Raw genomic sequence first — 23,422 nt, forward strand, 5'->3', positions numbered from 1 at the left:
CTCAAATCCGGCGCAGGGCACCGCCGGCGCCTCGCCTGTCGGGTCAAAATGGAGGGAGGCCGGGTCGCGGCCCGGGTCCCGCCTTCGAGGATGTCGATTCGGCCCGTCGCCAGCCAGTGCAGGAACTGGACCGGCCGGTCCAGATTCAGGACTGGATCGGATGGGTCCGCACGAGGTATCATTCACCCAAGGGGACTCTTTCGATGTCGAACGGCAGCTACCACCAGTTCTGTCCGGTCGCCATGGCGGCGGAGATCCTCTGCACGCGCTGGACCATGGTGCTCGTCCGAGAGCTGGTGGCCGGCTCTTCGCGCTTCAACGACCTGCGCCGCGGCGTGCCCCGCATGTCGCGCACCCTGCTCGCGCAACGCCTGCGCGAGCTCGAGGCCGCCGGCATCGTCGAGCGTCGCCCCGTGCCCGGCAGCCAGAGCGTCGAGTATCTGCTCACCCCGGCCGGCCGCGATCTCCTGCCGGTGGTCGAGGCCTTCGGGCTCTGGGGGCAGAAATGGGTTCAGTCGGACCCCTCGCTGGAAAAGCTCGACGTCTCGCTGCTCATGTGGGACATGCGCCGCAACCTCGATCCCAGCCCCCTGCCCGACCGGCGCACGGTGCTGCGCTTCGCCTTCAGCGACCAGCACCCGGCCAAGCGTCTCTGGTGGCTCGTCGTCGAGCCCTCGGGCGGCACCGACCTCTGCCTCAGCGATCCCGGCTTCGACGTCGACCTCTACGTCGGCACCGACCTGCGGACCATGACCGAGGTCTGGATGGGCCTCACCACCGTGCGCGCCGCCGCCGACCGGTTCGAACTGGACGGCGACCCCGGCGTCGCCTCAGCGATGCAGCAATGGCTGGGTCTCAGCCCCTTCGCCGCGCAGCCCAAGCTGGTGAGCTGACACCCCGTCAGAAGTAGCTGCGCACCAGCGAGGCCGCGATCAGCGACCAGCCGTCCGCGATCACGAAGAAGGCCAGCTTGAAGGGCAGCGACACGATGGCCGGCGGCACCATCATCATGCCCATCGACATCAGCACCGCCGCGACCACGAGGTCGATGATGAGGAAGGGCAGGAAGATCAGGAAGCCCACCTGGAAGGCGCGGGCGATCTCGGACAGCATGAAGCTCGGCACCAGCACCGAAAGCGGCGCGCCCGGCTCCAGCACCGTGCCCGCCGCGTCTGGCCGCAGCTCGGCCATGGTGTCGTAGGTGTCCGGATCGGCCCGCGCCGCCATGAAATCGCGAAAGGGCGCGAGCGTGCGGTCGAAGGCCTCCTCGACCTCGATCTGCTCGTCGATCAGCGGTTCCAGCCCGTCCTGCCAGGCGGCGGTAAAGGTGGGCTCCATCACGAAATAGGTCAGGAACAGCGCGAGGCTGACGATCAGCATGTTGGGCGGCGACTGTTGCAGTCCCACCGCCTGCCGCAGGATCGACAGCACCGTGACCAGGAAGGGAAAGCAGGTCACCATGATCGCGATACCGGGCGCGAGGCCCAGCAGCGTGATCAGCGCGATGAGTTGCAGGCTGGCCGCGGTGACCGAGCCGCCCTCGCCGCCGAGGTCGATCGAGATCCCCTGCGCCGCCGCCGCGCCGGGCAGCAAAACGCCCGCGAGGGCCAGTGCCGCGCCGGGCCACCGCATCGCTCAGGTCGGGCTCTTCAGGTCGGCGACCTCGGTGATGCGCACCGCGAGCAGACCCCCTTCGCCGCCCTCCACGACCTCGAGCGCGCCCATTCCGATCAGCCGGTCGCCGACGTAGAGCTCGACCGGATCGTCGAGCTTCTTGTCCAGCGTCAGGACCGAGCCCTCGGCCAGCCGCAGCAGGTCGCCGCACCAGCGGGCGCGCCCGCCCGACCGAGACCGTGATGTCGATCGGCACCGAGGTGAAGGGCGTGGCGGTCCGCGAGGCGGCCTCCGCGCGCGCGGTGTCCTGGCTGTCATCCATGGGAAATCGTCCTTCGGTTGTCATGTGCAAAGCCCTCGACGGCCTGCCGCACCTCGTCGAGCAGCCCGCCAAGGTCGATCTGCCGCTCGGTCTCGCCAAAGCGGATATCGGCCTGCCCCTCGGCCAGCGTCGCGTCCTCCTCGAGCCGCAGCGGGAAGCCGAAATCGGCCTCCAGCATGGGCTGCACGGCCTCGGCCGCGCCGGGGGCGACGGCGATGACGACGTCGCGGGTGCCGATCTGGCGCGCGTGCTCGGCAAGCTGTTCGACCACGTGCGCGCCCAGCGTGTCGCGGAGCATTCCCGGCAGCAGCACGCGCACCATGTCGTCCAGCAGCGGCGTGATCCCGTTCAGCACCTGCGCGCAGGCCTCGTGGTAGGTGAACGAGAGGTCCTGAAGATTTTGCGCAAAATCGCTCGAGATCCGCGCTTGATCGTCGCTCTGCGCCTTGATGGCGTCGTCCCAGCCGGCGCGGTAGCCGGTGTCGAAGGCCTCAAGCTTGGCCGTCTCCACCTCGCCCTCGTCAAAGCGCGGGGCCGTGGGCGCGGCCGAAGCGCGTGGGGCGCCGAAATCCTCGAGAACGTCGCGGAGGGCGGTCATTGCGCCTCCTCGGTCTCGTCAAGCCAGCTGCGCAGGATCTCGACCGTTTCGGTGCGGCGCTCCTCGATCAGGCCGCGCAGGCGGTCGACCGGGTCCTGCTCGGTCGGGGCGTCAAAGTCGACCATGCCCATGCCGCCGAAATCGCCGCCGCCCGAGAGCGCCGGAAACTGCGCGAACTCCTCCTCGGGATCGATTTCGCCGTCGAGCGCCGCGCCCTCCTCGGCGCCGCCGCCCGGCAGCGCCAGCGCCGGCGCCTGGGCTCCCGCCGCAGCGCCGCCGGCGAGGATCGGGCGCACCACGAAAAGCCCGAGGATCAGCGCCACGACGGCGAGAATCCCCATCTGGATCAGCGACATGGGGTCCAGCGGCATCTGGAACCAGCCCGGCGCGATAGGCCCTGTGCCCAGCCCCCTCGGGCCGCTCGAAGGGCAGCGAGCGAATGGTGATCTCGTCGCCGCGGTCCTCGTCGAAGCCCACGGCCGAGGCGACCAGATCGCGCAGCGCCGAAAGCTCCTCTTCGGGCAGCGGCACGAAGGTCTGGCTGCCGTCGGCGGCGGTCTCGTAGGTGCCGTTGACCAGCACCGCCACGGTCAGACGGCTGATCGCGCCCGGCGCGCGGGTGATCTCGCGCATGGTTTCCGAGACCTCGTAGTTCACCCGCTCGCGCGTCTCGTTCGACTGGCTGGACGAGCTGTCGCCACCGCCACCGGCCTCGCCGTCGGGCAGGTTCGAGGCCACCGTGACATCGCCGCCACCGCTGTCCTGCGAGGTGCTGCTCTGCTCCTCGGTCTCGGTCGAGATGGCCACGCGGCCCTCGGGATCGAAGCGCCGCTCGCGGATCGATTCGGTCTCGGTCACGGTGTCGACACTGACCTCGACCACCGCATTGCCCGGGCCGACGCGCGCGTCCGCAAGCCGCTGCACCCGGTCGCGCAGCATGGCCGCCCGGTCGTCGGCATTGGGCCCCGCGCCGGTGGCGTCCTCGCCGCCGATCAGCTCGCCCTGGCCGTCGATCACCGTCACGGCATCGGGCACCAGGCCCGGTACGGCCGAGGCCACGAGATGCCGAAAGGCGCGCGCCTGCCCGGGCGAGAGCACCTCTCCGGTCGTGGTCAGCGCGATCGAGGCCGAGGGCGTCACCTCCCGCTGGAAGGGATTCGCGCTGGAATTGGCGATATGAACCCGCGCGGTGGCGATCAGCGGGTTGGCGACGATGGTGCGGGCCAGTTCGCCCTCCTTCGCGCGCCAGTAGGCGGCGTCGAACATCTGGCTCGTGGTGCCGAAGCCCGAAAGCCCGTCCAGCAACTCGTAGCCCTGCGTGCTGTTGGCCGGCAGCCCCTCGCTCGCGAGAGTCATGCGCAGGGCGTCGCGCCGCGTTTCGGGCACGAAGATGGCCCCGCCGCGCACGTCGTATTCCACGCCGCGCTGTTCCAGCGCGGCCACCACGTCCCCCGCGGCGCCCGATTCGAGCCCCGCGTAGAGCAGCGACATCGACGGCGACGAGGCCATGCGCGCCATGCCCAGCACCGCCAGCACCATCGCCGCCGTCGCCGCAAGGACCACGATGCGGCGCTTCGCGCCCAGCGCGTTCCAGACTGTCGTGACCTGATCCAAGACCGACCTCCGTTCCGACCATTCTGCTCGGTTGGCGCATCTTTGGACCATCTGACTTAACAATCGGTTAGTCCCCGCGAGTCTATACGATGGCCGAACCGCAAAGGAGGGTGTGGTCATGTCCGACGCGACCGCAGACGCCGCCGGCGACGCCGAGACACCGAAGAAGACATCGTCGAAACTGCCGCTGATCCTGGGGATCGTGCTGGCGCTCGCGGGGGGCGGCGGCGGGTTTTTCGCCGCCTGGTCAGGGATGCTGCCATTCGGCGGCTCCGCCCATGCGGACGAAGGCGATGCCGGTCACGCCGCGCCCGGGGATCACGGCAGCACCGGCGATCACGCCGCGCCCGATGACCCCGGCGTCGCGGTGCCAATGGGTGACGTCGCCTTCGTCGAGGTGCCGCAACTCGTGGTCTCGCTCGGCACGACGACCGATATGCACCACCTGCGCTTCCGGACCAGCCTCGAGGTCGCGGCCAGCGCCGCCGCCGATGTCGAAACGCTCATGCCGCGCGTCGTCGACGTGCTGAACACCTACCTCCGGGCGCTGGAGCCCTCCGACATCGACGCGCCGGGCGCGCTGATCCGGCTACGCGCGCAGATGCTGCGCCGGGTGCAGCTCGTCACCGGGCGCGAGGCGGTGCAGGACCTCCTGGTCCAGGAATTCGTACTGAACTGAAAGGATACGGAATGGACGTGATCGCCGACATCCTGCTTGCCGCCGGCGCCCTTGGCGCGGGCTTCTACTGCCTGATCCTGTCGCGGCGGCTGACGAGGTTCACCGATCTCGAAAACGGCGTTGGCGGGGCCGTGGCCGTCCTGTCGGCGCAGGTCGACGACCTGACCCGCACGCTCGAGGCGGCGCAGGCGTCGGCCTCGGGCTCGACCGAATCGCTGCAGGACCTCACCGCACGGGCCGAGGAGGTCTCGAAACGGCTCGAGCTCATGCTCGCCTCGATGCATGACCTGCCCGAGGGCGGGCGTGAACCCCCGGCCGCGCCCGACGACGAGCCCGCGGTCTTCCGCCGCCCCGCGAGCGGAGCAAGATGATGGCGAAACAGAAACCCCCTGAAAGGCAAAAGAAAAAGTCCGGGGCCCGGCGGCGCGGCCGCGGCGTGCTCCGGATCATCGGCGGCCTTCTGGTGGCCTCGGCGCTGGTACGGCTGGGGTCCGAGGCCGGCGCGGCGCTGGCCCTCGACACCGACTCCGCCACCCCGCCGGCCCAGGCGGCGGAGGACCCGCCAGCGCGGGAGACCACCGAGCCCGAGCACGAGGCCCCTCAGGACAACAGGATCGGTGCCGACCTGTCCGACGAAGAGCTCGGTCCGCTGCTCGAGGCGCTGCGCGCCCGCGAAGAGCGGATCGCAAAGCGCGAGGCCGCCATGCGCACCCGCGCCCAGGCGCTGAAGGTCGCCGAGACCGAGATCGACCGCAAGATGGCCGCCCTGACCGAGGCCGAGAAGCGCCTGCGCGCCACGCTCTCGGTGGCGCAGGACGCCGCCGAGCAGGACGTCGAGCGGCTGACGCAGGTCTATGCCAACATGAAGCCCAAGCAGGCCGCAGCCCTGTTCGAGCGGATGGACCCCGAGTTCGCCGCCGGCTTCCTCGGGCGGATGCGGCCCGACGCGGCAGCGGCGATCATGGCGGGCCTCAGCCCCGAGCAGGCCTATACCGTCAGCGTGACGCTGGCAGGACGCAATGCCGACGTGCCGAAGGAATGACGCGTCAGGCGGTCTGCCGCAGGCGGCCCGCCAGTTCGGCGATCTGCGCGGCCGGCAGCGCGCCCGACTGGCGCAGCGCCTCCTTGCCGCCCACAAAACCGATCAGCGTCGGAATCCCGCGGATGCCGAAGGCCGCCGCCGCGTCGAGTTGCGCCTGGGTGTCGAGCTTGACCAGCCGCGCCTGGCCCCGCAGCGCCTCGGCCGCCTTCGAGAACGCGGGTGCCATCATTCGGCAGGGGCCGCACCAGGGGGCCCAGAAGTCTGCGAGAAGCGGCAACCCGTCGTTGCGAATCGCCTTGCGCAGGGTCGCCAGATCGACGTCATGCGGCCGGCCGTCGATCAGCGCGTCGCCGCAGACGCCGCATTTCGCCGCCGCGCCCGAGCGGGTTTCGGGGAAGCGGTTGGTCTGGCCGCAGGAAAGACACACGAGTTTCGTCATGTCGTGCTCCGATATACATTCGTTTGACGATATATGTGACCCCGACGACATTCCTGCAATGGCTTGCGGCGCCGCGATGAAACTCGACATTGATTCACGGTGTTGGGTCGAGACAATTGGCACCGCCCAGAGATAAAGGATTTCGCACGTGACCCACCTGACCCGACGCGCCCTCGTTGCCGGCGCCGCCGCGGGCACCGCGCTTGGCGCGCTGCCGGCCCATGCCTTCGAGGTCGAGACCAAGTTCAAGCCCCAGCAGGTCCGCATGAAGCCCGGCGTCGAGGCCGGACAGATCTTCATCCTGCCGCGTGCGCACTTCCTCTACTACGTCGACGCGCCGGGACAGGCCCTGCGCTACGGCGTCGGCGTCGGCCGCGCCGGGCTGGAATTCACCGGCAAGGCCGTCATCGAGGTCAAGAAGGAATGGCCGACCTGGCGCCCCACGCAGGAAATGATCGAGCGCGAACCCGACACCTACGGCCGCTTCAAGGACAATGACTACGTCCAGCCGGGCGGCCCCGAGAATCCGCTGGGCGCGCGGGCGCTCTACCTGTTCCAGAACGGGCGCGACACCTTCTACCGCATCCACGGCACCACCGCCCCGCAAAGCATCGGACGCTCGGTCTCGAACGGCTGCATCCGCATGCTGAACGAACACGTGATCGACCTTTACCAGCGCGTGCCCGTGGGCACCCCGGTCACCGTTCTCTGACGGCAAGGCTCCGGCCGACCCGTCAATATGACGTAAAAAGGGCGGATCGCGTCGTCGATTCGCCCAAAACGCCCAGTAGAAAGGTTTGAGAAACTTTTAGGCCCTAGCAAAGGAGTGTGCAGCATGGAGAGTCGGATGGCAGCCGTGTCACTTCTTGTGGGAAGCTTTCTGGGCGCCGTGACCGGGCTGGTCGCGTGGCTGGCCTTCGACGTGTCCCTTCTCGGGGCCTTTGCCATCTACCTGGGCTGCGCACTGGGGCTGGGCCTTTTGCCCCTCGTCAGGCTTGCCTTCGTCGACATGGACCAGATCCGGGACGAGGGCACGCCGGCCCGCACCTGATCGCCCGGAACCGGGCGCCGGCGCCGGCCTCGGCAATCACTCCTCGATCCGCGCGATCAGCTCTTCCACCGCCGGCCCCATCGTCGCGACGATGCGCGCGACACCCTCGGCCGAGGGATGAATCCCGTCCGGCTGCATGAGGTCCGTCGCATCCGCCGGGGTTTCCCCGTCCTCCAGCAGACCGCCAAGGAAATCCGGGTGATAAAGCGTGCCGTAACGCTCGGCCAGATCGGGATAGATCGCGTCAAAGGCCGCCTTGTAGTCGGCGCCGTAGTTGCCGGGCGCCGACATCCCCACCAGCAGAACCTCGACGTCCTGCGCCTCGGCCACCTCGAGGATGCCCGAGAGATTCTCGCGCGCCACCTCCGGCGGCAGGCCGCGCAGCAGGTCGTTGCCCCCCAGCGCCACGATCATCCCCTCGATCTCGGGCGTCAGCGACCACTCGACGCGCGACAGCCCGCCCGCGGTGGTGTCTCCCGAGACGCCGCCGTTGACCAGCCGCACGTCGTGCCCCCGCTCGGCCAGCCAGGCCCGCATCTGAGGCACGAAGCCCTCGCTCTCGATCAGCCCATATCCTTGGGTCAGGCTGTCGCCCAGCGCCAGCAGGTGCACCTGATCCGCCTGTGCCGGTGCGGCCAGAAGCAGCAGCGCGGCCGCCTTGCTCAGGCGCGCCCGCACCCCATATGTCACCAAACGCAGCATGTTACGGATCATCCTCCATGTCAGACACCGCCATTGCCCTCAAAGATGTGACCCTCAGCCTGCGGGGCAATGCCGGACCGGTGGAAATCCTGCACGGGATCAGCTTCGACGTCACGCGCGGCGAGACGGTGGGCCTGATCGGCCCCTCCGGCTCGGGCAAATCCTCGCTGCTCATGGTCATGGGCGGGCTGGAGAACGCCACTTCGGGCAGGGTCGAGGTGCTGGGCGAAGACCTCACCGACATGGACGAGGACCGGCTCGCCCGTTTCCGGCGCGATCACATGGGCGTGGTCTTCCAGTCCTTCAACCTGATCCCGACCATGACCGCGCTGGAAAACGTCGCCACCCCGCTCGAACTGGCCGGCCACCGTGACGCCTTCGACCGCGCCGCGGCCGAGCTCGAGGCGGTGGGCCTCGGCAACCGCGCCGACCACTACCCCGCGCAGATGTCGGGCGGCGAGCAGCAGCGCGTGGCCCTCGCCCGCGCCGCCGCGCCGCGTCCACACATCCTGCTGGCCGACGAGCCCACGGGCAACCTCGACGGCACCAACGGTCAGGCGATCATGGACATGCTCTTCGGCCTGCGCGACCGCCACGGCGCCACGCTGGTGCTCGTCACCCACGCGCCCGACCTCGCGCAGCGCTGTGACCGCGTCGTCGGCCTCACCGACGGGCGGCTCGACACCGCGCGTGTGAGGGCCGCCGAATGAGCCTTCGGATCGCGTCCCGCTTCGCCCGCCGCGAGCTGCGCGGCGGCCTGCGGGGCTTCCGCATCTTCCTCGCCTGCCTTGCACTGGGGGTGGCCACCATCGCCGGCGTCGGCTCGGTGCGCACGGCGATCCAGGCCGGCCTCTCGGACCAGGGCGCCGTGCTGCTGGGCGGCGATGCCCAGGCCGAGTTCACCTACCGCTTCGCCAACGAGGACGAACGCGCCTGGCTCGACAGCATCTCGACCGAGGTCTCCGAGATCACCGATTTCCGCTCGATGGCCACCGTCGACCGCGACGGCGAGAGGGCCCGCGGCCTCACGCAGGTGAAATCCGTCGACGCCGCCTACCCCCTGCTGGGCGAGATCGTCCTCGACCCGCCCATGCCGCTGGCGCAGGCGCTGGACGGCGACGACCACCCCGGCGCGGTCATGGCCCCGGTCCTCGCCGACCGCCTCGGGCTCTCGCCCGGCGACGCCTTCCGCCTCGGCGACAACACCTTCACCCTCTCGGCCGTGATCGAGACCGAGCCGGACGACGCCGGTGACGGCTTCGGCCTTGGCCCCCGGACGATGGTGCGCACCCAGGATCTCGAGGGCTCGGGACTGCTCGCGCCCGGCTCGCTCTACGAAACGGAATACCGCCTCCTGCTGCCCCCCGGCACCGATCTCGACGCACTCGAGGCCGAGGCCGAGGCCCGCTTCGAGGGCCGCGGCATCCGCTGGCGCGACGCCCGCAACGGCGCGCCCGGCATCGCGCGCTTCGTCGAGCGGCTGGGCAATTTCCTCGTGCTCGTGGGGCTCTCGGGCCTCGCCGTGGGCGGCATCGGCGTCTCGGCGGCGGTGCGCGCCTACCTCGCGCGCAAGACCTCGGTCATCGCCACGCTGCGCACGCTGGGCGCCTCCCGCGCGACGATCTTCCAGACCTACTTCCTGCAGGTCGGCGCGCTCAGCCTGCTGGGCATCGCCATCGGCCTCGTGCTGGGCGCCGCGGTGCCGCTGCTCTTCGCGCCGCTCATCACCGCCGCCCTACCGATCCCCGCGCTCTTCACGCTCTATCCCGTGCCCCTGGCCGAGGCCGCGATCTACGGCCTGCTCACCGCGCTGATCTTCACCCTCTGGCCCCTCGCCCGGACCGAGGAGGTGCGCGCGGCCAGCCTCTTCCGCGACGCGCTCGACAGCGCCCGCGCCATCCCGGCCAGGCGCTACGTCGTCGCCACGGCGCTGCTGGTCGTCGCGCTCGTGGGGCTCGCCGCCGTCTTCTCGGGCAACCCGGCCCTCGCGCTCTGGACCGCCGGCGGCATCCTCGCCGCGCTGGTGATCCTCGCGCTGGCCGCCGTCGGCATCCGCTGGCTGGCCCGCCGCGCGGCCCCCGCGACGCGCGGCCGCCCGGCCTGGCGCTGGGCCCTCGCCGCCATCGGCGGCCCGCGCGAAACCGCCGCCTCCGTGGTGCTCTCGCTCGGCCTCGGCCTCGCCGTGCTCGCCGCCATCGGCCAGATCGACGGCAACCTGCGCGCCGCCATCGCCCGCGACCTCCCCGAGGTGGCACCGTCGTATTTCTTCGTCGACATCCAGCCCGACCAGATCGACGGCTACCGCGAGCGGCTCGAGACCGACCCCGCCGTCAGCCGCGTCGACACCGCGCCGATGATGCGCGGCGTCGTCACCCGCATCAACGGAGAGCGCGCGCAGGACGTGGCAGGCGACCACTGGGTCGTGCGCGGCGACCGGGGCATCACCTATGCCGCGCAGCCCGACAGCCGCACCACCGTCACCGAGGGAGACTGGTGGCCCGAGGGTTACAGCGGCGAGCCTCAGGTCAGCTTCGCCGCCGAGGAGGCCGAAGAGATCGGCCTGCAGATCGGCGACACCGTCACCGTCAACATCCTCGGCCGCGACATCACCGCGACGATCACCAGCTTCCGCGCGGTGGATTTCTCCACCGCCGGCATCGGCTTCGTCATGACCTTCAACCCCGCCGCCCTGCAGGGCGCGCCGCATACCTTCATCTCGACCGTCTACGCCGAGCCGCAGGCCGAGGCCCGGATCCTCCGCGATCTCGCCGACGCCTACCCCAACATCACCGCGATCCGCGTCCGCGACGCCATCGACCGGGTGAGCGAGCTGCTCGACGGCGTGGCCGGCGCCGTGCGCTGGGGCGCGGCCGCGACGCTGGTGACGGGCTTCCTCGTGCTGATCGGCGCGGCGGCGGCCGGCGAAGGCGCCCGCACCTACGAGGCCGCGGTGCTCAAGACCCTCGGCGCCAGCCGCCGCCGCATCCTGCAAAGCTTCGCCCTGCGCTCGGCCCTGCTCGGCGGCGCGGCGGGGGTGGTGGCCATCGTCGCGGGCATCCTCGGGGGCTGGGCGGTCAGCACCTTCCTGATGGAGACCTCCTTCGCGGTGATCTGGCCCTCGGCGCTGGGGATCGTCGCGGGCGGCGTGGTGGCCACGCTGCTGGCGGGGCTGGCCTTCGCCTGGCGCCCGCTCGCGGCCCGCCCGGCGCAGGTGCTGCGCGCCCGGGAATAGGCCTCGCCGCGGCGCGGCGCCTTGATATACGGGCGCCGTGCTGGCAAGGCATGGGCCAACCCCTGTCTGCCAACGGACCCGCGACGCGATGACCGATTCCCTGCCCATGCCGATTTCCACGCTGACCAAGGCCCAGCGCACCAGCATCCTGAACCTCGTGCGCCGCGCCGCCCGGGCCGAGATCCTGCCGCGCTTCCGCTCGCTCGAGGCCTCGGACATCGCGGAAAAGACCGGCCGGCAGGACCTCGTGACCGAGGCCGACCGCGCCGCCGAGGCGATGATCGCCCGCGGCCTCTCGCGGCTCTTCCCCAACGCCCTCATCGTGGGCGAGGAAGCGGTCTCCGAGAACCCCGGGATCCTCGACGGCATCCCCGAGGCCGAGCAGGCCTTCACCATCGACCCGGTCGACGGCACCTGGGCCTATGCCAACGGGCTCACCACCTTCGGCGTGATCGTCTCGATGCTGCGCTTCGGCAAGCCGGTCTTCGGCCTGATCTACGATCCCGTCATGGACGACTGCGCCCTCGCCGCCTCGGGCGAGCCTGCGGTGCTCACTCTGCCCGGCCGCCAGACCACGCGCGAGATCACGGTCTCGAAGGGCGCCCCCATCGAGGAGCTGCAGGGCTTCATCCAGCTCTACAACCTCCCCAAGGAGGTGCAGCCGCAGGTCGCCGCCACCCTCCCGGGGTTCGAACGCACCATGACGCTCCGCTGCACCGCGCATGAATTCCGCATGTTCGCGCAGGGCAACATGGATTTCATGCTCATCGGCCGCCTGACGCCCTGGGACCATGCGGCCGGCGTGCTCATCGCCCGCGCCGCGGGCGGCCATGTCGCCATGCTCGACGGCTCCGAATACAGCGCCGAAAAGCGCGAGGGCTACCTCCTCCTCGCCCCCGACGCCGCCACCTGGGGCCGCCTGCGCGACACCTTCTCCTTCCTCCTCGACGAGACCGGGACAGAAGCCGAAGCCGAGACCGACACCCCCGCCGCGGGCTGAACGCCGCCACCGCGCGACCGCCCCGGCCAGCCCCCGGAGCGCCGCGCGATGCAGCACCGACACGTCATCCTCTCCGGCTGCTCCGGCGGCGGGAAATCCACGCTGCTGGCCGAACTGGCGCGGCGCGGCCACGCCACCGTGCCGGAACCCGGCCGCCGCATCGTCGCCGAGGAGCTGCGCGGCGAGGGCCGCGCCCTGCCCTGGGTCGACCTCGCCGCCTTCGCCCGGCGCGCCATCGCCCTGGCCGACCGCGACCGCGCGCAGCTCCCCGACACCCCCGGCCCGGTCTTCTTCGACCGGGGCCTCGTCGACGCCGCCGTCGCGCTCGAACACGCCACCGGCCAGCCCGCCGCCCAGACACTGCGAACCCGCGCCCGCTTTCACGACCGGGTCTTCCTCGCGCCGCCCTGGCCCGAGATCCACCACCCGGACCCCGAGCGCCGCCAGGACCTGCAGGAGGGCATCCGCGAATACCACCGCCTCCGCGCCGCCTGCCAAAGCCTCGGCTATACCCCGATCATCCTCCCGAAAGCCGATGTCGCCGCCCGCGCCGACCTCGTCCTCGCGCATCTCGCCTGAAAACACGAAAAACCCCGGGGGCATCTCCACCCCCGGGGCATCTTCTGGCTGCAAATATCCCGGGGTGCCCGAGGGGCAGAGCCCCTCGGCGGCGCGCGCCAGCGCGCCCCGGTCACACCCCCGACGTCACTCCGCCGCCTCGGCGTAGGCCTCCATCGGCGGGCAGGTGCAGATCAGGTGCCGGTCGCCATAGACGTTGTCCACGCGGTTGACCGGCGGCCAGTACTTGTCGACCCGGAAGGCACCGGGCGGAAAGCACCCCTCCTCGCGCGTGTAGGGACGATCCCAGTCGCGCACCAGGTCCTCCATGGTGTGCGGCGCGTTCTTGAGCGGGTTGTTCTCCGGGTCCGCCTTGCCCTCCTCGATGGCCCGGATCTCGGCCCGGATCGACAGCATGGCATCGCAGAAGCGGTCCAGCTCGGCCTTGGTCTCGCTCTCGGTGGGCTCCACCATCAGCGTGCCCGCCACCGGCCAGCTCATCGTCGGCGCGTGGAAGCCCGAGTCCATCAGCCGCTTGGCGATGTCCTCGACCGTCACCCCGGCCGATTTCTCGAAGGGCCGCACGTCGATGATGCACTCGTGCGCGACCCGGCCCTTGGGCCCGGTGTAGAGGATGTCGAAATCGTCCTCGAGCCGCTTGGCCACGTAGTTGGCGTTCAGGATCGCCGCCCGCGTCGCCTGCGTCAGCCCCTCGCCGCCCATCATCAGGATGTAGGCCCAGGAGATCGGCAGGATCGAGGGCGAGCCGTAGGGCGCCGCCGCCACCGAGCCCACGCCCGGCTCCAGCGGATGCGAGGGCAGGTGCGGCGCGAGATGCGCCTTGACCCCGATCGGCCCCATGCCGGGACCGCCGCCGCCGTGCGGGATGCAGAAGGTCTTGTGCAGGTTGAGGTGGCTCACGTCGCCGCCCAGGTCGCCGGGCCGCGACAGGCCCACCATGGCGTTCATGTTGGCGCCGTCGATGTAGACCTGCCCGCCGTGCTCGTGGGTGATCTCGCAGACCTCCTTCACCGTCTCCTCGAAGACGCCGTGCGTCGAGGGATAGGTGATCATGCAGCCCGCCAGCTCGGCCGAGTGCTTCTCCGCCTTGGCGCGGAAGTCCTCGATGTCGATCGAGCCCATGTCGTCGCATTTCACCGCCACGACCTTCCAGCCCACCATGTGCGCCGAGGCCGGGTTGGTGCCATGCGCGTTCACCGGGATCAGGCAGACGTTGCGATGCCCCTCGCCGCGGGCGGTCTGCCAGTCGGCGATGGTCAGCAGGCCGGCGTATTCCCCCTGCGCGCCCGAGTTGGGCTGCATCGAGAAGGCGTCGTAGCCGGTGATCGTGCAGAGCCGATCCGACAGGTCGTCGATCAGCCGGCGATAGCCCTGCGCCTGCTCGGCCGGCACGTAGGGGTGCAGGTCGGCGAACTCGGGCCAGCTCACCGGCAGCATCTCGGCCGCGGCGTTGAGCTTCATCGTGCAGGAGCCCAGCGGGATCATCGCCCGGTCGAGCGCGAGGTCCCGGTCCGCGAGGCGCCGCATGTAGCGCATCATCTCGGTCTCGGCCCGGTTCATGTGGAAGATCTCGTGCTGCAGGTAGTCCGAGGTGCGCAGCAGCGGATCGGGCAGCCGGTAGGCGGGGGTGAAGTCGTCGTCCGACTTCTCCAGCCCGAAGGCGCGCCAGACCGCCTCGATGGTCGCGGGGCGCGTGGTCTCGTCCACGGTGATCCCCACCTTGGTCTTGCCGACGCGGCGCAGGTTCACGCCCTGCTGCACGGCCGACTGGATGACGCCCCGCTGCAACAGGCCCACGTCCACCGTGATCGTGTCGAAGAAATCGCCCGGCTCGACCTCGAAGCCCGCCTCTTCGAGGCCGGTGGCCAGCCGCACGGTCTTGCGGTGGATGCGCTGCGCGATGGCCTTCAGCCCCTCGGGCCCGTGGAACACCGCGTAGAAGCCCGCCATGACCGCCAGCAGCGCCTGCGCCGTGCAGACGTTCGAGGTCGCCTTCTCGCGCCGGATGTGCTGCTCGCGCGTCTGCAGCGCGAGGCGGTAGGCGCGGTTGCCGTGGCTGTCGATCGACACGCCCACGATGCGGCCGGGCATGGCGCGCTTGTAGGACTCCTTCGCGGCCATGTAGGCCGCGTGCGGCCCGCCATAGCCCATCGGGATGCCGAAGCGCTGGGTCGAGCCCACGGCGATGTCGGCGCCCATCGCGCCCGGCTCCTTGAGCAGGCACAGCGCCATGATGTCGGCGGCCATGATGCCGATGGCCTTCTCGCCGTGCAGCTTCTCGATCTCGGGGGTGAAGTCGCGCACGTGCCCGTGCGTGCCCGGGTACTGGAAGATCGCGCCGAAGACCTTGTCGGCCTCAAGCTCGTCCGCCGGTCCCACGATCACCTCGATGCCCAGCGGCTTGGCGCGGGTCTTCATCACCGAGATGTTCTGCGGGTGGCAGTTCTCGTCCACGAAGAAGGCCTTGGCCTTCGACTTGGCCACGCGCTGCGCCATGGTCATCGCCTCGGCGCAGGCCGTCGCCTCGTCGAGCAGCGAGGCATTGGCGATCTCGAGCCCGGTAAGGTCGCTCACCATGGTCTGGAAGTTCAGCAGCGCCTCGAGACGGCCCTGGCTGATCTCCGGCTGGTAGGGCGTGTAGGCGGTGTACCAGGCCGGGTTCTCGAAGATGTTGCGCTGGATCGCGGGCGGCGTGACCGTGCCGTGATAGCCCTGCCCGATCAGCGAGGTCAGCACGCGGTTCTGGCCCGCGACCTGCCGCATGTGCCAGAGCATCTCGCGCTCGGACATGGGCTTGCCGAAGTCGAGCGCCTCGTCCTGGCGGATGCCCTTGGGCACCGTCTGGTCCATCAGCGTCTCGAGCCCGTCGACGCCGAGCACCTCGAACATCTGGGACATCTCGACAGGCGAGGGGCCGATGTGGCGTCGGTTGGCGAAATCGTAGGGCAGGTAGTCGGTTGGCTTGAAACTCATGGTGTCCTTTGCATCCTTTCTGGCAGGCGTCGATCCGGCGTCGGGGCGTCATCGCCCTGCGTCCGCCGGATCGCGCGCCACGTTTGGACAGGGCCGGCGCCCGACCGCCGGGTGGGCGCTGGTGCCGGTCGAGACCCTGGCAGTTTGTCCATCGGCCACAGGCCCGCAGCCGGGGCGGCAGGCACGTCCTCGATCAGCGTCCGCCCGCTGCGCCGGAGGCGCACCTCCGGTGCGACGGGGCGGTCGGGCGCTGACCCGGCGCGCTTCGCGCTTGAGTCCGTGCCGGGCCGGCGGCACGTCCGGGGCTCCGCCCGTTCGCGCCTCGAAGGCTCCGCCGGAGCCTTCGCCGGCCCCAGGCCGGGCCGGCGCTCACCCGATGAAGTCCTTGTAGGCGGCGGCGTCCATCATGTCGTCGAGCGCCGAGAGATCCTCGACCTTCATCTTGAAGAACCAGGCATCGCCCTCGGGGTCCTCGTTGACCTTGGCCGGCTCCTCGACGATCGCCTCGTTGACCTCGACGATCTCGCCGTCCAGCGGCGCGAGGATGTCCGAGGCCGCCTTGACCGACTCGATCACGACGATCTCGTCGTCCTTGCTCACGGTCGCGCCCTCGTCGGGCAGCTCGACGAAAACCACGTCGCCCAGCTGTTCCGCCGCGTGATTGGTGATCCCGACCACGACGACGTCATCCTCGACCCGCAGCCACTCGTGTTCTTCGGTGAATTTCATCTGCATTCCCCTGTTGTCCTATCGCTTGTAAGTCTGGGTCACGAAGGGCAGCTTGACCACCTCGACGGGCAGCCGCTTGCCGCGCACCTCGCCGAAGACCCGCGTTCCGGGCTCCGACAGCGCCGCGGGCACGTAGCCCATCGCCACCGGTCCCCCGACCGTCGGGCCGAAACCGCCCGAGGTCACCTTGCCCACGGGCTCGCCGCCCGCGTCGCTCTCGTAGAGGGCCACGCCCTCGCGCATCGGCGCGCGCCCCTCCGGCTTCAGGCCGACGCGCGCCGTCGCGGCGCCGGTCTCGAACTCCGCCAGCACCACCTCGGCGCCGGGGAAACCGCCCTCGCGGTCCCCGCCCTTGCGGCGCACCTTCTGGATCGCCCAGGGCAGGCTCGCCGCGACCGGCGTGGTCGTCGTGTCGATGTCGTGTCCGTAAAGGCAGAGCCCCGCCTCGAGCCGCAGCGAATCCCGCGCGCCCAGGCCGATGGGCTCGACGCCCGCCTGGTCCAGCAGCGCCCGCGCCAGCTCCTCCGCCGCCGTCTCGGGCACCGAGATCTCGTAGCCGTCCTCGCCGGTGTAGCCCGAGCGCGAGACCCAGGCCTCGGCGCCCGCCAGCTCGACGGTGGCCACGTCCATGAAGCGCATCTCGCGCACGGCGGGGTTCAGCGCCGCCAGCGCCGCCTCGGCGCCGGGGCCCTGCAGCGCCAGCAGCGCGCGGTCCTCGAGATACTCGACCGTGACGCCCTTCGGCTCGAGCCCCGCCCGCAGGCGCGCGACATCGGCCTCCTTGCAGGCGGCGTTGACCACGAGGAACAGGTGATCGCCCCGGTTGGCGATCATCAGGTCGTCCTCGATCCCGCCTTCGTCGTTGGTGAACAGGGCATAGCGCTGGCGATCCTCCTTGAGGCCCGCCACGCTGACCGGCACGAGGGCCTCCAGCGCCAGCGCCACGGCCTCGGGGTCGTCCCCGCGCAGGATCACCTGCCCCATGTGGCTGACATCGAAAAGCCCCGCGGCCTCGCGGGTGTGCAGGTGCTCCTTGAGCACCCCCAGCGGGTACTGGACCGGCATCTCGTAGCCGGCAAAGGGCACCATCTTCGCGCCCAGCGACTGGTGCAGCTCGTATAGCGGCGTGCGTTTCAGCGCGTCCATGCGTCCTCACATCCTGCGGCCCGGATGCTGCGCATGTGGCGCGGTGCCGGGCACTCCGCGCGGGACCATCCCGCGCTTCATGCCCCCTCTGTCCGTCTGCCTGAGATCGTTATCCCTTCGGCGGGCGCGATGCTTGCGCCTCTCTCCAGAGTGTTCGGTCCGCGGTGGTCCATGGGCCTGAGAGTTTCCGGGGCGGTTGCTCCTTCGGCACCGGCGGCTGCCGGTTCTCCCATCGCGTTGCAGGCGAACCTACGATACGGCGTCCGCCGCTGCAACAGCGCGCGGCGCCCGCGCCGCCGTGCAACCGCCACTTGGCGCGAGAATGTCCATCAAAGGGGCATTGTCGCAGACCAGCGCATCCAGCGTGATCGGGTCCAGCGTCGCGTAAAAGGCATGCGCCGCATCGCTCAGCGCCACCCGCAGGCGGCAGGCCTCGGTCAGCGGGCAGGTGTTGTCCACGTCGGCAAAGCACTCCGCCAGCGGCACCGGCGCCTCGAGTGCGCGAAAGACGTCGCCGATGCGGATCTGGTCCGCCGGCCGGCCCAGCGCCAGCCCGCCGTTGCGGCCGCGTTGCGTGTGCAGGTAGCCCAGCTGCGCCAGCTGGTTGATGACCTGCGCGAGGTGGTTCTCCGAGGCATTGCACCTCTCGGCAATCTCGGATTTCGTCACGAGTCGTCCGGCATTGGCCGCGCAGTGCATCAGCACGCGGACCGCGATATTGGTTCTCTTGGTAACACGCACGGCTGGCCCCTCGTCCTGATCCCACGCCGGATTACGTACCACGGCGCGGAAAATGAGGTTTTGACATGCATCAATTCGGAGACCAAGACCCCATGAGCACGGCATTTTTCTTTGGCTACGGATCGCTGGTGAACCGTCTGACGCACGGATTCGACCCCGCGCATCCCGCCCGCGCCCGCGGCTGGCGCCGCGCCTGGCGCTACACCGCCGACCGCGAGGTTGCCTACCTGACGGCGATTCCCGACGCCGGATGCGAGATCGAGGGCCTCATCGCCCCGGTCCCCGACGACGGCTGGGCCGCGCTCGATCAGCGCGAACATGCCTACGACCGGCGCGACGCCCGCGACTGGGTCCAGCACGAAGCCGGCGGCGTCGAGCAGCTCGCGCTCTACGCCATCGCGCCCGAGCGCATGCGCGATCCCGACGGCACCCACCCCGTGCTGCTGAGCTACCTCGACGTCGTGGTGCAGGGCTACCTCTCCGAGTTCGGCGAGGCCGGCGCCGACCGCTTCTTCGAGACCACCTCCGGCTGGGAGGCCCCGATTCTCGACGACCGCGCCACGCCCCGCTACCCCCGCGCGCAGAAGCTCAAGGCGGGCGAGCGCGCCTACGTCGACGACTGGCTGCGGCGGCTCGACTGCCGGGTGGCGGCCTGATGCTCTCCAAGTCGCTCATGCTCCTGGGCCGCCTGTCGCGGCGGCTTGCGGTGCGGGTGCTTCTCGGCGCGCTGCTGGCCCTCGGGATCCTGCTGCTGGCGCCTCTGATCCAGCCGCTGATCCCCGATGGCTGGACCGACCGCTTCGGCCGCGACTCCGTCCTGCCGATCCTGACCATCCTCGCATCGTCGATGCTGACGGTGACGACCTTCTCGCTCTCGGTCATGGTGCAGGCCTTCCGCGCGGCCTCGAGCCAGGCGACGCCGCGCGCCTACCGGCTGCACCTCGCCGACACCACGACGCACACGGTGCTGGCCACCTTCACCGGCGCCTTCCTCTACTCGCTGACGGCCATCGCGCTGTTCCGGGCCAAGATCTACAGCGACCCGGCGGCGGTGGTGGTCTTCTGGGTCACGATGGGGGTGATCGTCGCCATCGTGGTCGCGATCCTGCGCTGGATCGATCACCTCAGCACGCTGGGCAGCATGGACGACACGCTGGAAATGGCCGAGTCGCACGCCAAGACCCCGTTGCGCGCCTACATGGAAAGCCCCACGCTGGGCGGCGTGCCCATCGAGGCAGGCACGCTCCCGCCGCAGGGCTCAAGGGCCGTCACCGCCGAGCGCGGCGGGCACGTGCAGTTCATCGACATGGCGCGGCTCGAGCAGCGGCTGTCGGATGCCGGGGCCGAGTTCCAGGTCGCCGCCATCCCGGGCGCGCATGTCATCCAGGGCGAACCGCTGGGCTGGATCTCGGGCGACGGCATCGACGAGAAGCAGATCCGCGCCTGTTTCACGCTGGGGGTCTTCCGCACGCTCGAGCAGGACGTGCGCTTCGGCGCGCAGCTGCTGAACGAGATCGCGGTGCGCGCGCTCTCGCCGGCGGTGAACGATCCCGGCACGGCGATCGACGTGATCCGCCGCCTGATCCGCATGCTGACCGAGGCCGGCCGCCCTTCCGAGGACGCGCCGCGCTGCCCGCACATCAGCATCGTGCCGGCGAGCGCGTTCGACCTGCTGTCGGATGCCTTCGACCAGATCGCCCGGGACGGCGCGAACCGGCCCGACGTGGTGGGCGCGCTGCTGGACGGGCTCGAGGTTCTGCAACGCGAGGACTGGCCCGAACTCGCCGCGGCCGCCCGCGAGCGTCGCCACTATGCCATCGCCCACGCCGAGGCCGCCATCACGGTCGAGCCGGACCGCAAGTGGCTGCAGGAAAAGGCCGACCGCGAAAGGTAGAGCGCCTGCGGCAGCGCCACCGGCCCGGAATCAAGGCGCGCGGCGCCGCCGGGCCTGCCGTCGCGAACAAAGGCATATGGCCGATGGATAAAGTGCCGGCGTCTCTCCCGGCAGGACGCCCACCCGGCGGCCGGGCGCCGGCCTTCCCGAGAGGTCGCGCAGCACGGCAGCACCGGGCACGGCCGGCCAAGGCCCCTCCCGAAAGGCTCAGCCCTCGGCCAGCTTCCGGGCCGGAACCGTCTGCAGCAGCGGCATCACGTCGGCCATCTCCGGCCCGCGCTCGCGGCCCGTCAGCGCCTTGCGCAGCGGCATGAACAGCCCCTTGCCCTTGCGCCCCGTGGCCTCCTTCACCGCCTTGGTCCAGTTGCCCCAGGTCTCGCGGTCGAAGGGCCCCTCGGGCAGCAGCGTCATCGCCTGCGCCACGAACTCGCGGTCCTCCTCGGCCACCACCGGCTCGGCCCCGTCGCAGTAAAGCTCCCACCACCCGGCAAGATCCTTGCGCGTGGTGATGTTCTCGCGCGTGACCGACCAGAAGAGGCCCGCCTTGTCCTCGGGCACGCCCAGCGCCGCGATCTCGTCGGCCACCGCCTCGAAGGGCAGCGCGTGCAGCTTGCGCGCGGTCAGCGGGTAGAGGTCGTTCACGTCGAACTTGGTCGGCGCCGAGCCGAACTGCGACAGCTCGAAGCCCTCGGCGATCTCGTCCATCGACATCCGCAGCTCGACCGGCTGGCTGGAGCCCAGCCGCGCCATGAGCGACAGCAGCGCCTCGGGCTCGACCCCGGCCTCGCGCAGGTCGCGCAGCGACAGCACGCCGAGGCGCTTCGACAGCGACTCGCCCGCGGGGCCGGTCAGCAGCGAGTGGTGCGCGAACTGCGGCACCTGCCCGCCCAGCGCCTCGATCATCTGGATCTGCGTCGCGGTGTTGGTCACGTGGTCCGACCCGCGCACGACATGCGTCACGCCCATCTCGGTATCGTCCACCACCGAGGCCAGCGTATACAGCACCTGCCCGTCGCCCCGGATCAGCACCGGGTCCGACACGCTCGCCGCGTCGATCGAGATCTCGCCCAGGATGCCGTCCTGCCAGACGATCCGCTCCTGGTCGAGCTTGAAGCGCCAGTGCCCCGCCCCGCGCTCGGCCCGCAGCGCGGCCTTCTCGTCCTCGGACAGCGCCAGCGCCGCGCGGTCGTAGACCGGCGGGCGGCCCATGTTCAGCTGCTTGCGCCGCTTGAGGTCCAGCTCGGTCGGCGTCTCGAAGGCCTCGTAGAACCGGCCCATCTCGCGCAGCTTGTCGGCGGCGGCGGAATAGCGGTCCAGCCGCTCGGACTGGCGCTCGATGCGGTCCCAGGTCAGGCCCAGCCACTCGAGGTCGCGCTTGATGCCGTCGACGTACTCTTCCTTGCTGCGCTCGGGATCGGTGTCGTCGATGCGCAGGATGAAGGTCCCGCCGGCCTTGCGGGCGATCAGGTAGTTGAACAGCGCGGTGCGCAGGTTGCCGACGTGGATGTGACCGGTGGGCGACGGGGCGAAACGGGTGACGGTCATTCTGGCCTCCAGATTACGCGCGAGGCAATTTCACAAGCGCGCGCAATTGTCCAGTTGGCAGACCTTGGCCCCGCGCGGAGGGCCTGCCATGCTCGGCCCCGACCGAGACCCCGCAACGGACCGCCCATGACCGACATCCTGACCGTCACGCTGAACCCCGCGCTCGACCTCTCGACCGGCGCCGAACGGGTCGTCCCCGGCCTCAAGCTGCGCTGCGAGGCGGCCGAGGCCGACCCGGGCGGCGGCGGCATCAACGTGGCGCGCGTGGTGGCGGCGCTCGGCGGCAGCGCCCGCGCCTTCGTGGCGCTCGGCGGGCCCACCGGCATGCGCCTGCAGGACGCGCTGGCCGAACACCGCATCCCGCTGGTGCGCATGAAGGCCCCCGGCGCGACCCGCGAAAGCCTCGCCGTGACCGACCGCGGCACCGGCGAGCAGTACCGCTTCGTCATGCCCGGCCCCGACTGGGGCGAGGCGCACGTCGCGCAGGCGCTCTCGGCCATCGCCGGCGCCGTGCCCGAGGGCGGCATCGTGGTGCTCAGCGGCAGCCAGCCCCCCGGCGTGCCGGTCGAGTTTCCCACCCGCCTCTGCGAGGCGCTCGCCGGCAAGGGCGCCAAGGTCATCGTCGACACCTCCGGCCCCGCGCTCGCCTACCTCGCGGCGGGCACCGACCCCGCGCCCTTCGTCCTGCGCATGGACAGCGCCGAGGCCGAGGACCTCGCCGGGCGCATAACCACGCCATGAGTGCCCCCGAAGACGACGACATCGAGGCCATCGCCCGCCGCACCGTCGAGGCCCTGCCCGAGCCCTTCCGCGCGGGCGCGGCCCAGGTCCTGCTGCGAGTCGAGGACTGGCCCCCGGACGACTTTCTCGACGAGCTCGGCATCGACGATCCGCTCGACCTGACGGGCCTCTACGACGGCATCCCGGTGACCGAGAAATCGGTGACCGACCCGGCGTCCTTCCCCGACACGGTCTGGCTCTTCCGCGAGCCGATCCTGCAGGAATGGCGCGACCGCGGCGACATCGACTTCGCCGACCTCGTCGCCCATGTCACCGTCCACGAGTTCGCCCATCACTTCGGCTGGTCCGACGACGACATCGCCACGATTGATCGGTGGTGGGAGTGAGCATCGGACCGGCCCGGAGGGCCGGCAATCGCTCCGGGGGAGCGATTGAGATGCTCACGGGCGGAGCCCCGAGCGGACCGGCCCGGAGGGCCGGCAATCGCTCCGGGGGAGCGATTGAGGTGCTCACGGACGGAGCCCCAAAGCCCACGGCACCCTCGCACGCCCGCGAACGGCGCCAAGGCCCCTCACCCCGCCGCCAGCAGCCTCTCGACCCGCTCCAGGAACCGCCCCGGCGACAACTCCGTCGCGGCGGTCGCGCGGGCGGCCCCGGACAGCCGCCGCCGCAGCGCGCCGTCCGCCAGCAGCCTCTCGACCCGCTCCAGGAACCGCCCCGGCGACAACTCCGTCGCGGCGGTCGCGCGGGCGGCCCCGGACAGCCGCCGCCGCAGCGCGCC

General features: G+C 70.7%; 24 protein-coding genes, 2 pseudogenes and 2 riboswitches. Of the genes and pseudogenes, 14 read left to right on the top strand and 12 right to left on the bottom strand.

Annotated elements, in window-relative coordinates; all coding sequences use genetic code 11:
• Positions 1 to 203: 203 nt before the first annotated feature.
• Positions 204 to 893 carry a winged helix-turn-helix transcriptional regulator gene (locus tag SALMUC_RS10155; protein WP_020040488.1) on the top strand — a complete coding sequence of 230 codons (690 nt, stop codon included), beginning with the start codon at positions 204 to 206 and terminating at the stop codon, positions 891 to 893.
• A 7-nt stretch (positions 894 to 900) separates the two neighbouring features.
• On the opposite strand, the gene fliP is transcribed toward SALMUC_RS10155, so the two are convergent.
• The 4 genes and pseudogenes from fliP to fliF form a co-directional block, all read right to left on the bottom strand.
• On the bottom strand, positions 901 to 1,632 hold the full coding sequence (fliP, locus tag SALMUC_RS10160) for a flagellar type III secretion system pore protein FliP (RefSeq protein ID WP_020040487.1): 732 nt from the start codon (positions 1,630 to 1,632) through the stop codon (positions 901 to 903).
• A 3-nt stretch (positions 1,633 to 1,635) separates the two neighbouring features.
• A pseudogene (locus SALMUC_RS10165) lies at positions 1,636 to 1,936 on the bottom strand (FliM/FliN family flagellar motor switch protein).
• Positions 1,929 to 2,534, bottom strand: coding sequence for a FliH/SctL family protein (locus SALMUC_RS10170; protein ID WP_020040486.1), 606 nt, complete (start codon positions 2,532 to 2,534; stop codon positions 1,929 to 1,931). The pseudogene SALMUC_RS10165 and the gene SALMUC_RS10170 overlap by 8 nt, the downstream one beginning before the upstream one ends.
• Positions 2,531 to 4,199: pseudogene (gene fliF, locus SALMUC_RS10175) on the bottom strand (flagellar basal-body MS-ring/collar protein FliF). Before fliF ends, SALMUC_RS10170 begins: the two are co-directional and overlap by 4 nt.
• Positions 4,200 to 4,266: 67 nt before the next feature.
• On the opposite strand from fliF, the gene SALMUC_RS10180 reads away from it, so the two are divergent.
• The 3 genes from SALMUC_RS10180 to SALMUC_RS10190 are packed head-to-tail and all read left to right on the top strand — an operon-like array spanning position 4,267 to position 5,869.
• Complete coding sequence (locus SALMUC_RS10180) at positions 4,267 to 4,827, top strand: flagellar basal body-associated FliL family protein (protein WP_020040485.1); 561 nt, start codon at positions 4,267 to 4,269, stop codon at positions 4,825 to 4,827.
• An 11-nt stretch (positions 4,828 to 4,838) separates the two neighbouring features.
• Complete coding sequence (locus SALMUC_RS10185) at positions 4,839 to 5,198, top strand: hypothetical protein (RefSeq protein WP_020040484.1); 360 nt, start codon at positions 4,839 to 4,841, stop codon at positions 5,196 to 5,198.
• Entirely contained in the window at positions 5,198 to 5,869 is a 672-nt protein-coding gene (locus tag SALMUC_RS10190; RefSeq protein ID WP_020040483.1) for a MotE family protein, read from the top strand. Before SALMUC_RS10185 ends, SALMUC_RS10190 begins: the two co-directional genes overlap by 1 nt.
• Positions 5,870 to 5,873: 4 nt before the next feature.
• Here the strand turns inward: SALMUC_RS10190 and trxC are convergent, their stop codons facing one another.
• Positions 5,874 to 6,308 (bottom strand): thioredoxin TrxC, encoded by a 435-nt coding sequence (trxC, locus tag SALMUC_RS10195; RefSeq protein ID WP_020040482.1) that lies wholly within the window; start codon positions 6,306 to 6,308, stop codon positions 5,874 to 5,876.
• A gap of 148 nt (positions 6,309 to 6,456) precedes the next feature.
• Here trxC and SALMUC_RS10200 point away from each other — a divergent pair, with 148 nt between their 5' ends.
• A complete protein-coding gene (locus SALMUC_RS10200; RefSeq protein WP_020040481.1) occupies positions 6,457 to 7,020 on the top strand; it encodes a L,D-transpeptidase in 564 nt (187 codons plus the stop codon).
• A 144-nt stretch (positions 7,021 to 7,164) separates the two neighbouring features.
• Positions 7,165 to 7,359 (top strand): hypothetical protein, encoded by a 195-nt coding sequence (locus SALMUC_RS10205; RefSeq protein WP_245584695.1) that lies wholly within the window; start codon positions 7,165 to 7,167, stop codon positions 7,357 to 7,359.
• Positions 7,360 to 7,395: 36 nt separating this feature from the next.
• Here the strand turns inward: SALMUC_RS10205 and SALMUC_RS10210 are convergent, their stop codons facing one another.
• The gene (locus tag SALMUC_RS10210; RefSeq protein WP_020040479.1) at positions 7,396 to 8,061 is read right to left on the bottom strand and encodes an arylesterase; all 666 of its coding nucleotides are present in this window, start codon (positions 8,059 to 8,061) and stop codon (positions 7,396 to 7,398) included.
• Positions 8,062 to 8,078: 17 nt separating this feature from the next.
• Between SALMUC_RS10210 and SALMUC_RS10215 the strand changes: the two genes are divergently transcribed.
• From SALMUC_RS10215 to SALMUC_RS10230, 4 genes are all read left to right on the top strand, one after another.
• Positions 8,079 to 8,771, top strand: a complete 693-nt coding sequence (locus SALMUC_RS10215; protein ID WP_020040478.1) for an ABC transporter ATP-binding protein — start codon at positions 8,079 to 8,081, stop codon at positions 8,769 to 8,771.
• Entirely contained in the window at positions 8,768 to 11,293 is a 2,526-nt protein-coding gene (locus SALMUC_RS10220) for an ABC transporter permease (protein ID WP_021120189.1), read from the top strand. Before SALMUC_RS10215 ends, SALMUC_RS10220 begins: the two co-directional genes overlap by 4 nt.
• A gap of 88 nt (positions 11,294 to 11,381) precedes the next feature.
• Positions 11,382 to 12,293, top strand: a complete 912-nt coding sequence (locus SALMUC_RS10225; protein WP_020043569.1) for an inositol monophosphatase family protein — start codon at positions 11,382 to 11,384, stop codon at positions 12,291 to 12,293.
• A gap of 48 nt (positions 12,294 to 12,341) precedes the next feature.
• Positions 12,342 to 12,872 carry an AAA family ATPase gene (locus SALMUC_RS10230; protein ID WP_020043568.1) on the top strand — a complete coding sequence of 177 codons (531 nt, stop codon included), beginning with the start codon at positions 12,342 to 12,344 and terminating at the stop codon, positions 12,870 to 12,872.
• A gap of 126 nt (positions 12,873 to 12,998) precedes the next feature.
• Here SALMUC_RS10230 and gcvP read toward each other — a convergent pair whose 3' ends face one another.
• From gcvP to SALMUC_RS10250, 4 genes are all read right to left on the bottom strand, one after another.
• The gene (gene gcvP, locus SALMUC_RS10235; RefSeq protein ID WP_020043567.1) at positions 12,999 to 15,845 is read right to left on the bottom strand and encodes an aminomethyl-transferring glycine dehydrogenase; all 2,847 of its coding nucleotides are present in this window, start codon (positions 15,843 to 15,845) and stop codon (positions 12,999 to 13,001) included.
• A 369-nt stretch (positions 15,846 to 16,214) separates the two neighbouring features.
• A complete protein-coding gene (gene gcvH / locus SALMUC_RS10240) occupies positions 16,215 to 16,574 on the bottom strand; it encodes a glycine cleavage system protein GcvH (protein ID WP_037371772.1) in 360 nt (119 codons plus the stop codon).
• 18 nt (positions 16,575 to 16,592) lie between these two features.
• Entirely contained in the window at positions 16,593 to 17,720 is a 1,128-nt protein-coding gene (gene gcvT / locus SALMUC_RS10245; protein ID WP_020043565.1) for a glycine cleavage system aminomethyltransferase GcvT, read from the bottom strand.
• Between the two features lie 78 nt (positions 17,721 to 17,798).
• Positions 17,799 to 17,875, bottom strand: a riboswitch (glycine riboswitch).
• A riboswitch (glycine riboswitch) is annotated at positions 17,876 to 17,962 on the bottom strand.
• A gap of 7 nt (positions 17,963 to 17,969) precedes the next feature.
• Positions 17,970 to 18,461, bottom strand: coding sequence for an RrF2 family transcriptional regulator (locus tag SALMUC_RS10250; protein ID WP_021120190.1), 492 nt, complete (start codon positions 18,459 to 18,461; stop codon positions 17,970 to 17,972).
• A gap of 92 nt (positions 18,462 to 18,553) precedes the next feature.
• Here SALMUC_RS10250 and SALMUC_RS10255 point away from each other — a divergent pair, with 92 nt between their 5' ends.
• Together SALMUC_RS10255 and SALMUC_RS10260 are read left to right on the top strand one after the other, a co-directional pair.
• Positions 18,554 to 19,117 carry a gamma-glutamylcyclotransferase gene (locus SALMUC_RS10255; protein ID WP_037371773.1) on the top strand — a complete coding sequence of 188 codons (564 nt, stop codon included), beginning with the start codon at positions 18,554 to 18,556 and terminating at the stop codon, positions 19,115 to 19,117.
• Positions 19,117 to 20,355, top strand: coding sequence for a DUF2254 domain-containing protein (locus SALMUC_RS10260; protein WP_020043562.1), 1,239 nt, complete (start codon positions 19,117 to 19,119; stop codon positions 20,353 to 20,355). The genes SALMUC_RS10255 and SALMUC_RS10260 overlap by 1 nt, the downstream gene beginning before the upstream one ends.
• 207 nt (positions 20,356 to 20,562) lie before the next feature.
• On the opposite strand, the gene gltX is transcribed toward SALMUC_RS10260, so the two are convergent.
• Positions 20,563 to 21,900: a glutamate--tRNA ligase gene (gene gltX / locus SALMUC_RS10265; RefSeq protein ID WP_020043561.1), complete on the bottom strand. Its 1,338-nt coding sequence runs from the start codon at positions 21,898 to 21,900 to the stop codon at positions 20,563 to 20,565.
• Positions 21,901 to 22,026: 126 nt separating this feature from the next.
• Here gltX and SALMUC_RS10270 point away from each other — a divergent pair, with 126 nt between their 5' ends.
• A complete protein-coding gene (locus tag SALMUC_RS10270) occupies positions 22,027 to 22,641 on the top strand; it encodes a 1-phosphofructokinase family hexose kinase (RefSeq protein ID WP_021120191.1) in 615 nt (204 codons plus the stop codon).
• Positions 22,638 to 23,027, top strand: coding sequence for a metallopeptidase family protein (locus tag SALMUC_RS10275; protein WP_021120192.1), 390 nt, complete (start codon positions 22,638 to 22,640; stop codon positions 23,025 to 23,027). The genes SALMUC_RS10270 and SALMUC_RS10275 overlap by 4 nt, the downstream gene beginning before the upstream one ends.
• 185 nt (positions 23,028 to 23,212) lie before the next feature.
• Here SALMUC_RS10275 and SALMUC_RS30405 read toward each other — a convergent pair.
• Positions 23,213 to 23,422, bottom strand: a 210-nt coding sequence (locus SALMUC_RS30405; RefSeq protein ID WP_037371694.1) for a hypothetical protein, incomplete at its 5' end; no start/stop codon positions are given.

Origin of the sequence: Salipiger mucosus DSM 16094 (assembly GCF_000442255.1) — a bacterium.
In the GTDB taxonomy this organism is placed as follows: Bacteria; Pseudomonadota; Alphaproteobacteria; order Rhodobacterales; family Rhodobacteraceae; genus Salipiger; species Salipiger mucosus.

Excerpts from the sequence above, each read along its gene's own strand:
- SALMUC_RS10220 (WP_021120189.1), top strand. The coding sequence starts at position 8,768 with ATGAGCCTTCGGATCGCGTCCCGCTTCGCCCGCCGCGAGCTGCGCGGC.
- SALMUC_RS10225 (WP_020043569.1), top strand. The coding sequence starts at position 11,382 with ATGACCGATTCCCTGCCCATGCCGATTTCCACGCTGACCAAGGCCCAG.
- gcvT (WP_020043565.1), bottom strand. The coding sequence starts at position 17,720 with ATGGACGCGCTGAAACGCACGCCGCTATACGAGCTGCACCAGTCGCTG.
- SALMUC_RS10275 (WP_021120192.1), top strand. The coding sequence starts at position 22,638 with ATGAGTGCCCCCGAAGACGACGACATCGAGGCCATCGCCCGCCGCACC.
- SALMUC_RS10260 (WP_020043562.1), top strand. The coding sequence starts at position 19,117 with ATGCTCTCCAAGTCGCTCATGCTCCTGGGCCGCCTGTCGCGGCGGCTT.
- SALMUC_RS10270 (WP_021120191.1), top strand. The coding sequence starts at position 22,027 with ATGACCGACATCCTGACCGTCACGCTGAACCCCGCGCTCGACCTCTCG.
- SALMUC_RS10210 (WP_020040479.1), bottom strand. The coding sequence starts at position 8,061 with ATGCTGCGTTTGGTGACATATGGGGTGCGGGCGCGCCTGAGCAAGGCG.
- SALMUC_RS10155 (WP_020040488.1), top strand. The coding sequence starts at position 204 with ATGTCGAACGGCAGCTACCACCAGTTCTGTCCGGTCGCCATGGCGGCG.
- SALMUC_RS10185 (WP_020040484.1), top strand. The coding sequence starts at position 4,839 with ATGGACGTGATCGCCGACATCCTGCTTGCCGCCGGCGCCCTTGGCGCG.
- gcvH (WP_037371772.1), bottom strand. The coding sequence starts at position 16,574 with ATGAAATTCACCGAAGAACACGAGTGGCTGCGGGTCGAGGATGACGTC.
- SALMUC_RS10215 (WP_020040478.1), top strand. The coding sequence starts at position 8,079 with ATGTCAGACACCGCCATTGCCCTCAAAGATGTGACCCTCAGCCTGCGG.
- fliP (WP_020040487.1), bottom strand. The coding sequence starts at position 1,632 with ATGCGGTGGCCCGGCGCGGCACTGGCCCTCGCGGGCGTTTTGCTGCCC.
- SALMUC_RS10230 (WP_020043568.1), top strand. The coding sequence starts at position 12,342 with ATGCAGCACCGACACGTCATCCTCTCCGGCTGCTCCGGCGGCGGGAAA.
- gltX (WP_020043561.1), bottom strand. The coding sequence starts at position 21,900 with ATGACCGTCACCCGTTTCGCCCCGTCGCCCACCGGTCACATCCACGTC.
- gcvP (WP_020043567.1), bottom strand. The coding sequence starts at position 15,845 with ATGAGTTTCAAGCCAACCGACTACCTGCCCTACGATTTCGCCAACCGA.
- trxC (WP_020040482.1), bottom strand. The coding sequence starts at position 6,308 with ATGACGAAACTCGTGTGTCTTTCCTGCGGCCAGACCAACCGCTTCCCC.
- SALMUC_RS10170 (WP_020040486.1), bottom strand. The coding sequence starts at position 2,534 with ATGACCGCCCTCCGCGACGTTCTCGAGGATTTCGGCGCCCCACGCGCT.
- SALMUC_RS10190 (WP_020040483.1), top strand. The coding sequence starts at position 5,198 with ATGGCGAAACAGAAACCCCCTGAAAGGCAAAAGAAAAAGTCCGGGGCC.
- SALMUC_RS10180 (WP_020040485.1), top strand. The coding sequence starts at position 4,267 with ATGTCCGACGCGACCGCAGACGCCGCCGGCGACGCCGAGACACCGAAG.
- SALMUC_RS10255 (WP_037371773.1), top strand. The coding sequence starts at position 18,554 with ATGAGCACGGCATTTTTCTTTGGCTACGGATCGCTGGTGAACCGTCTG.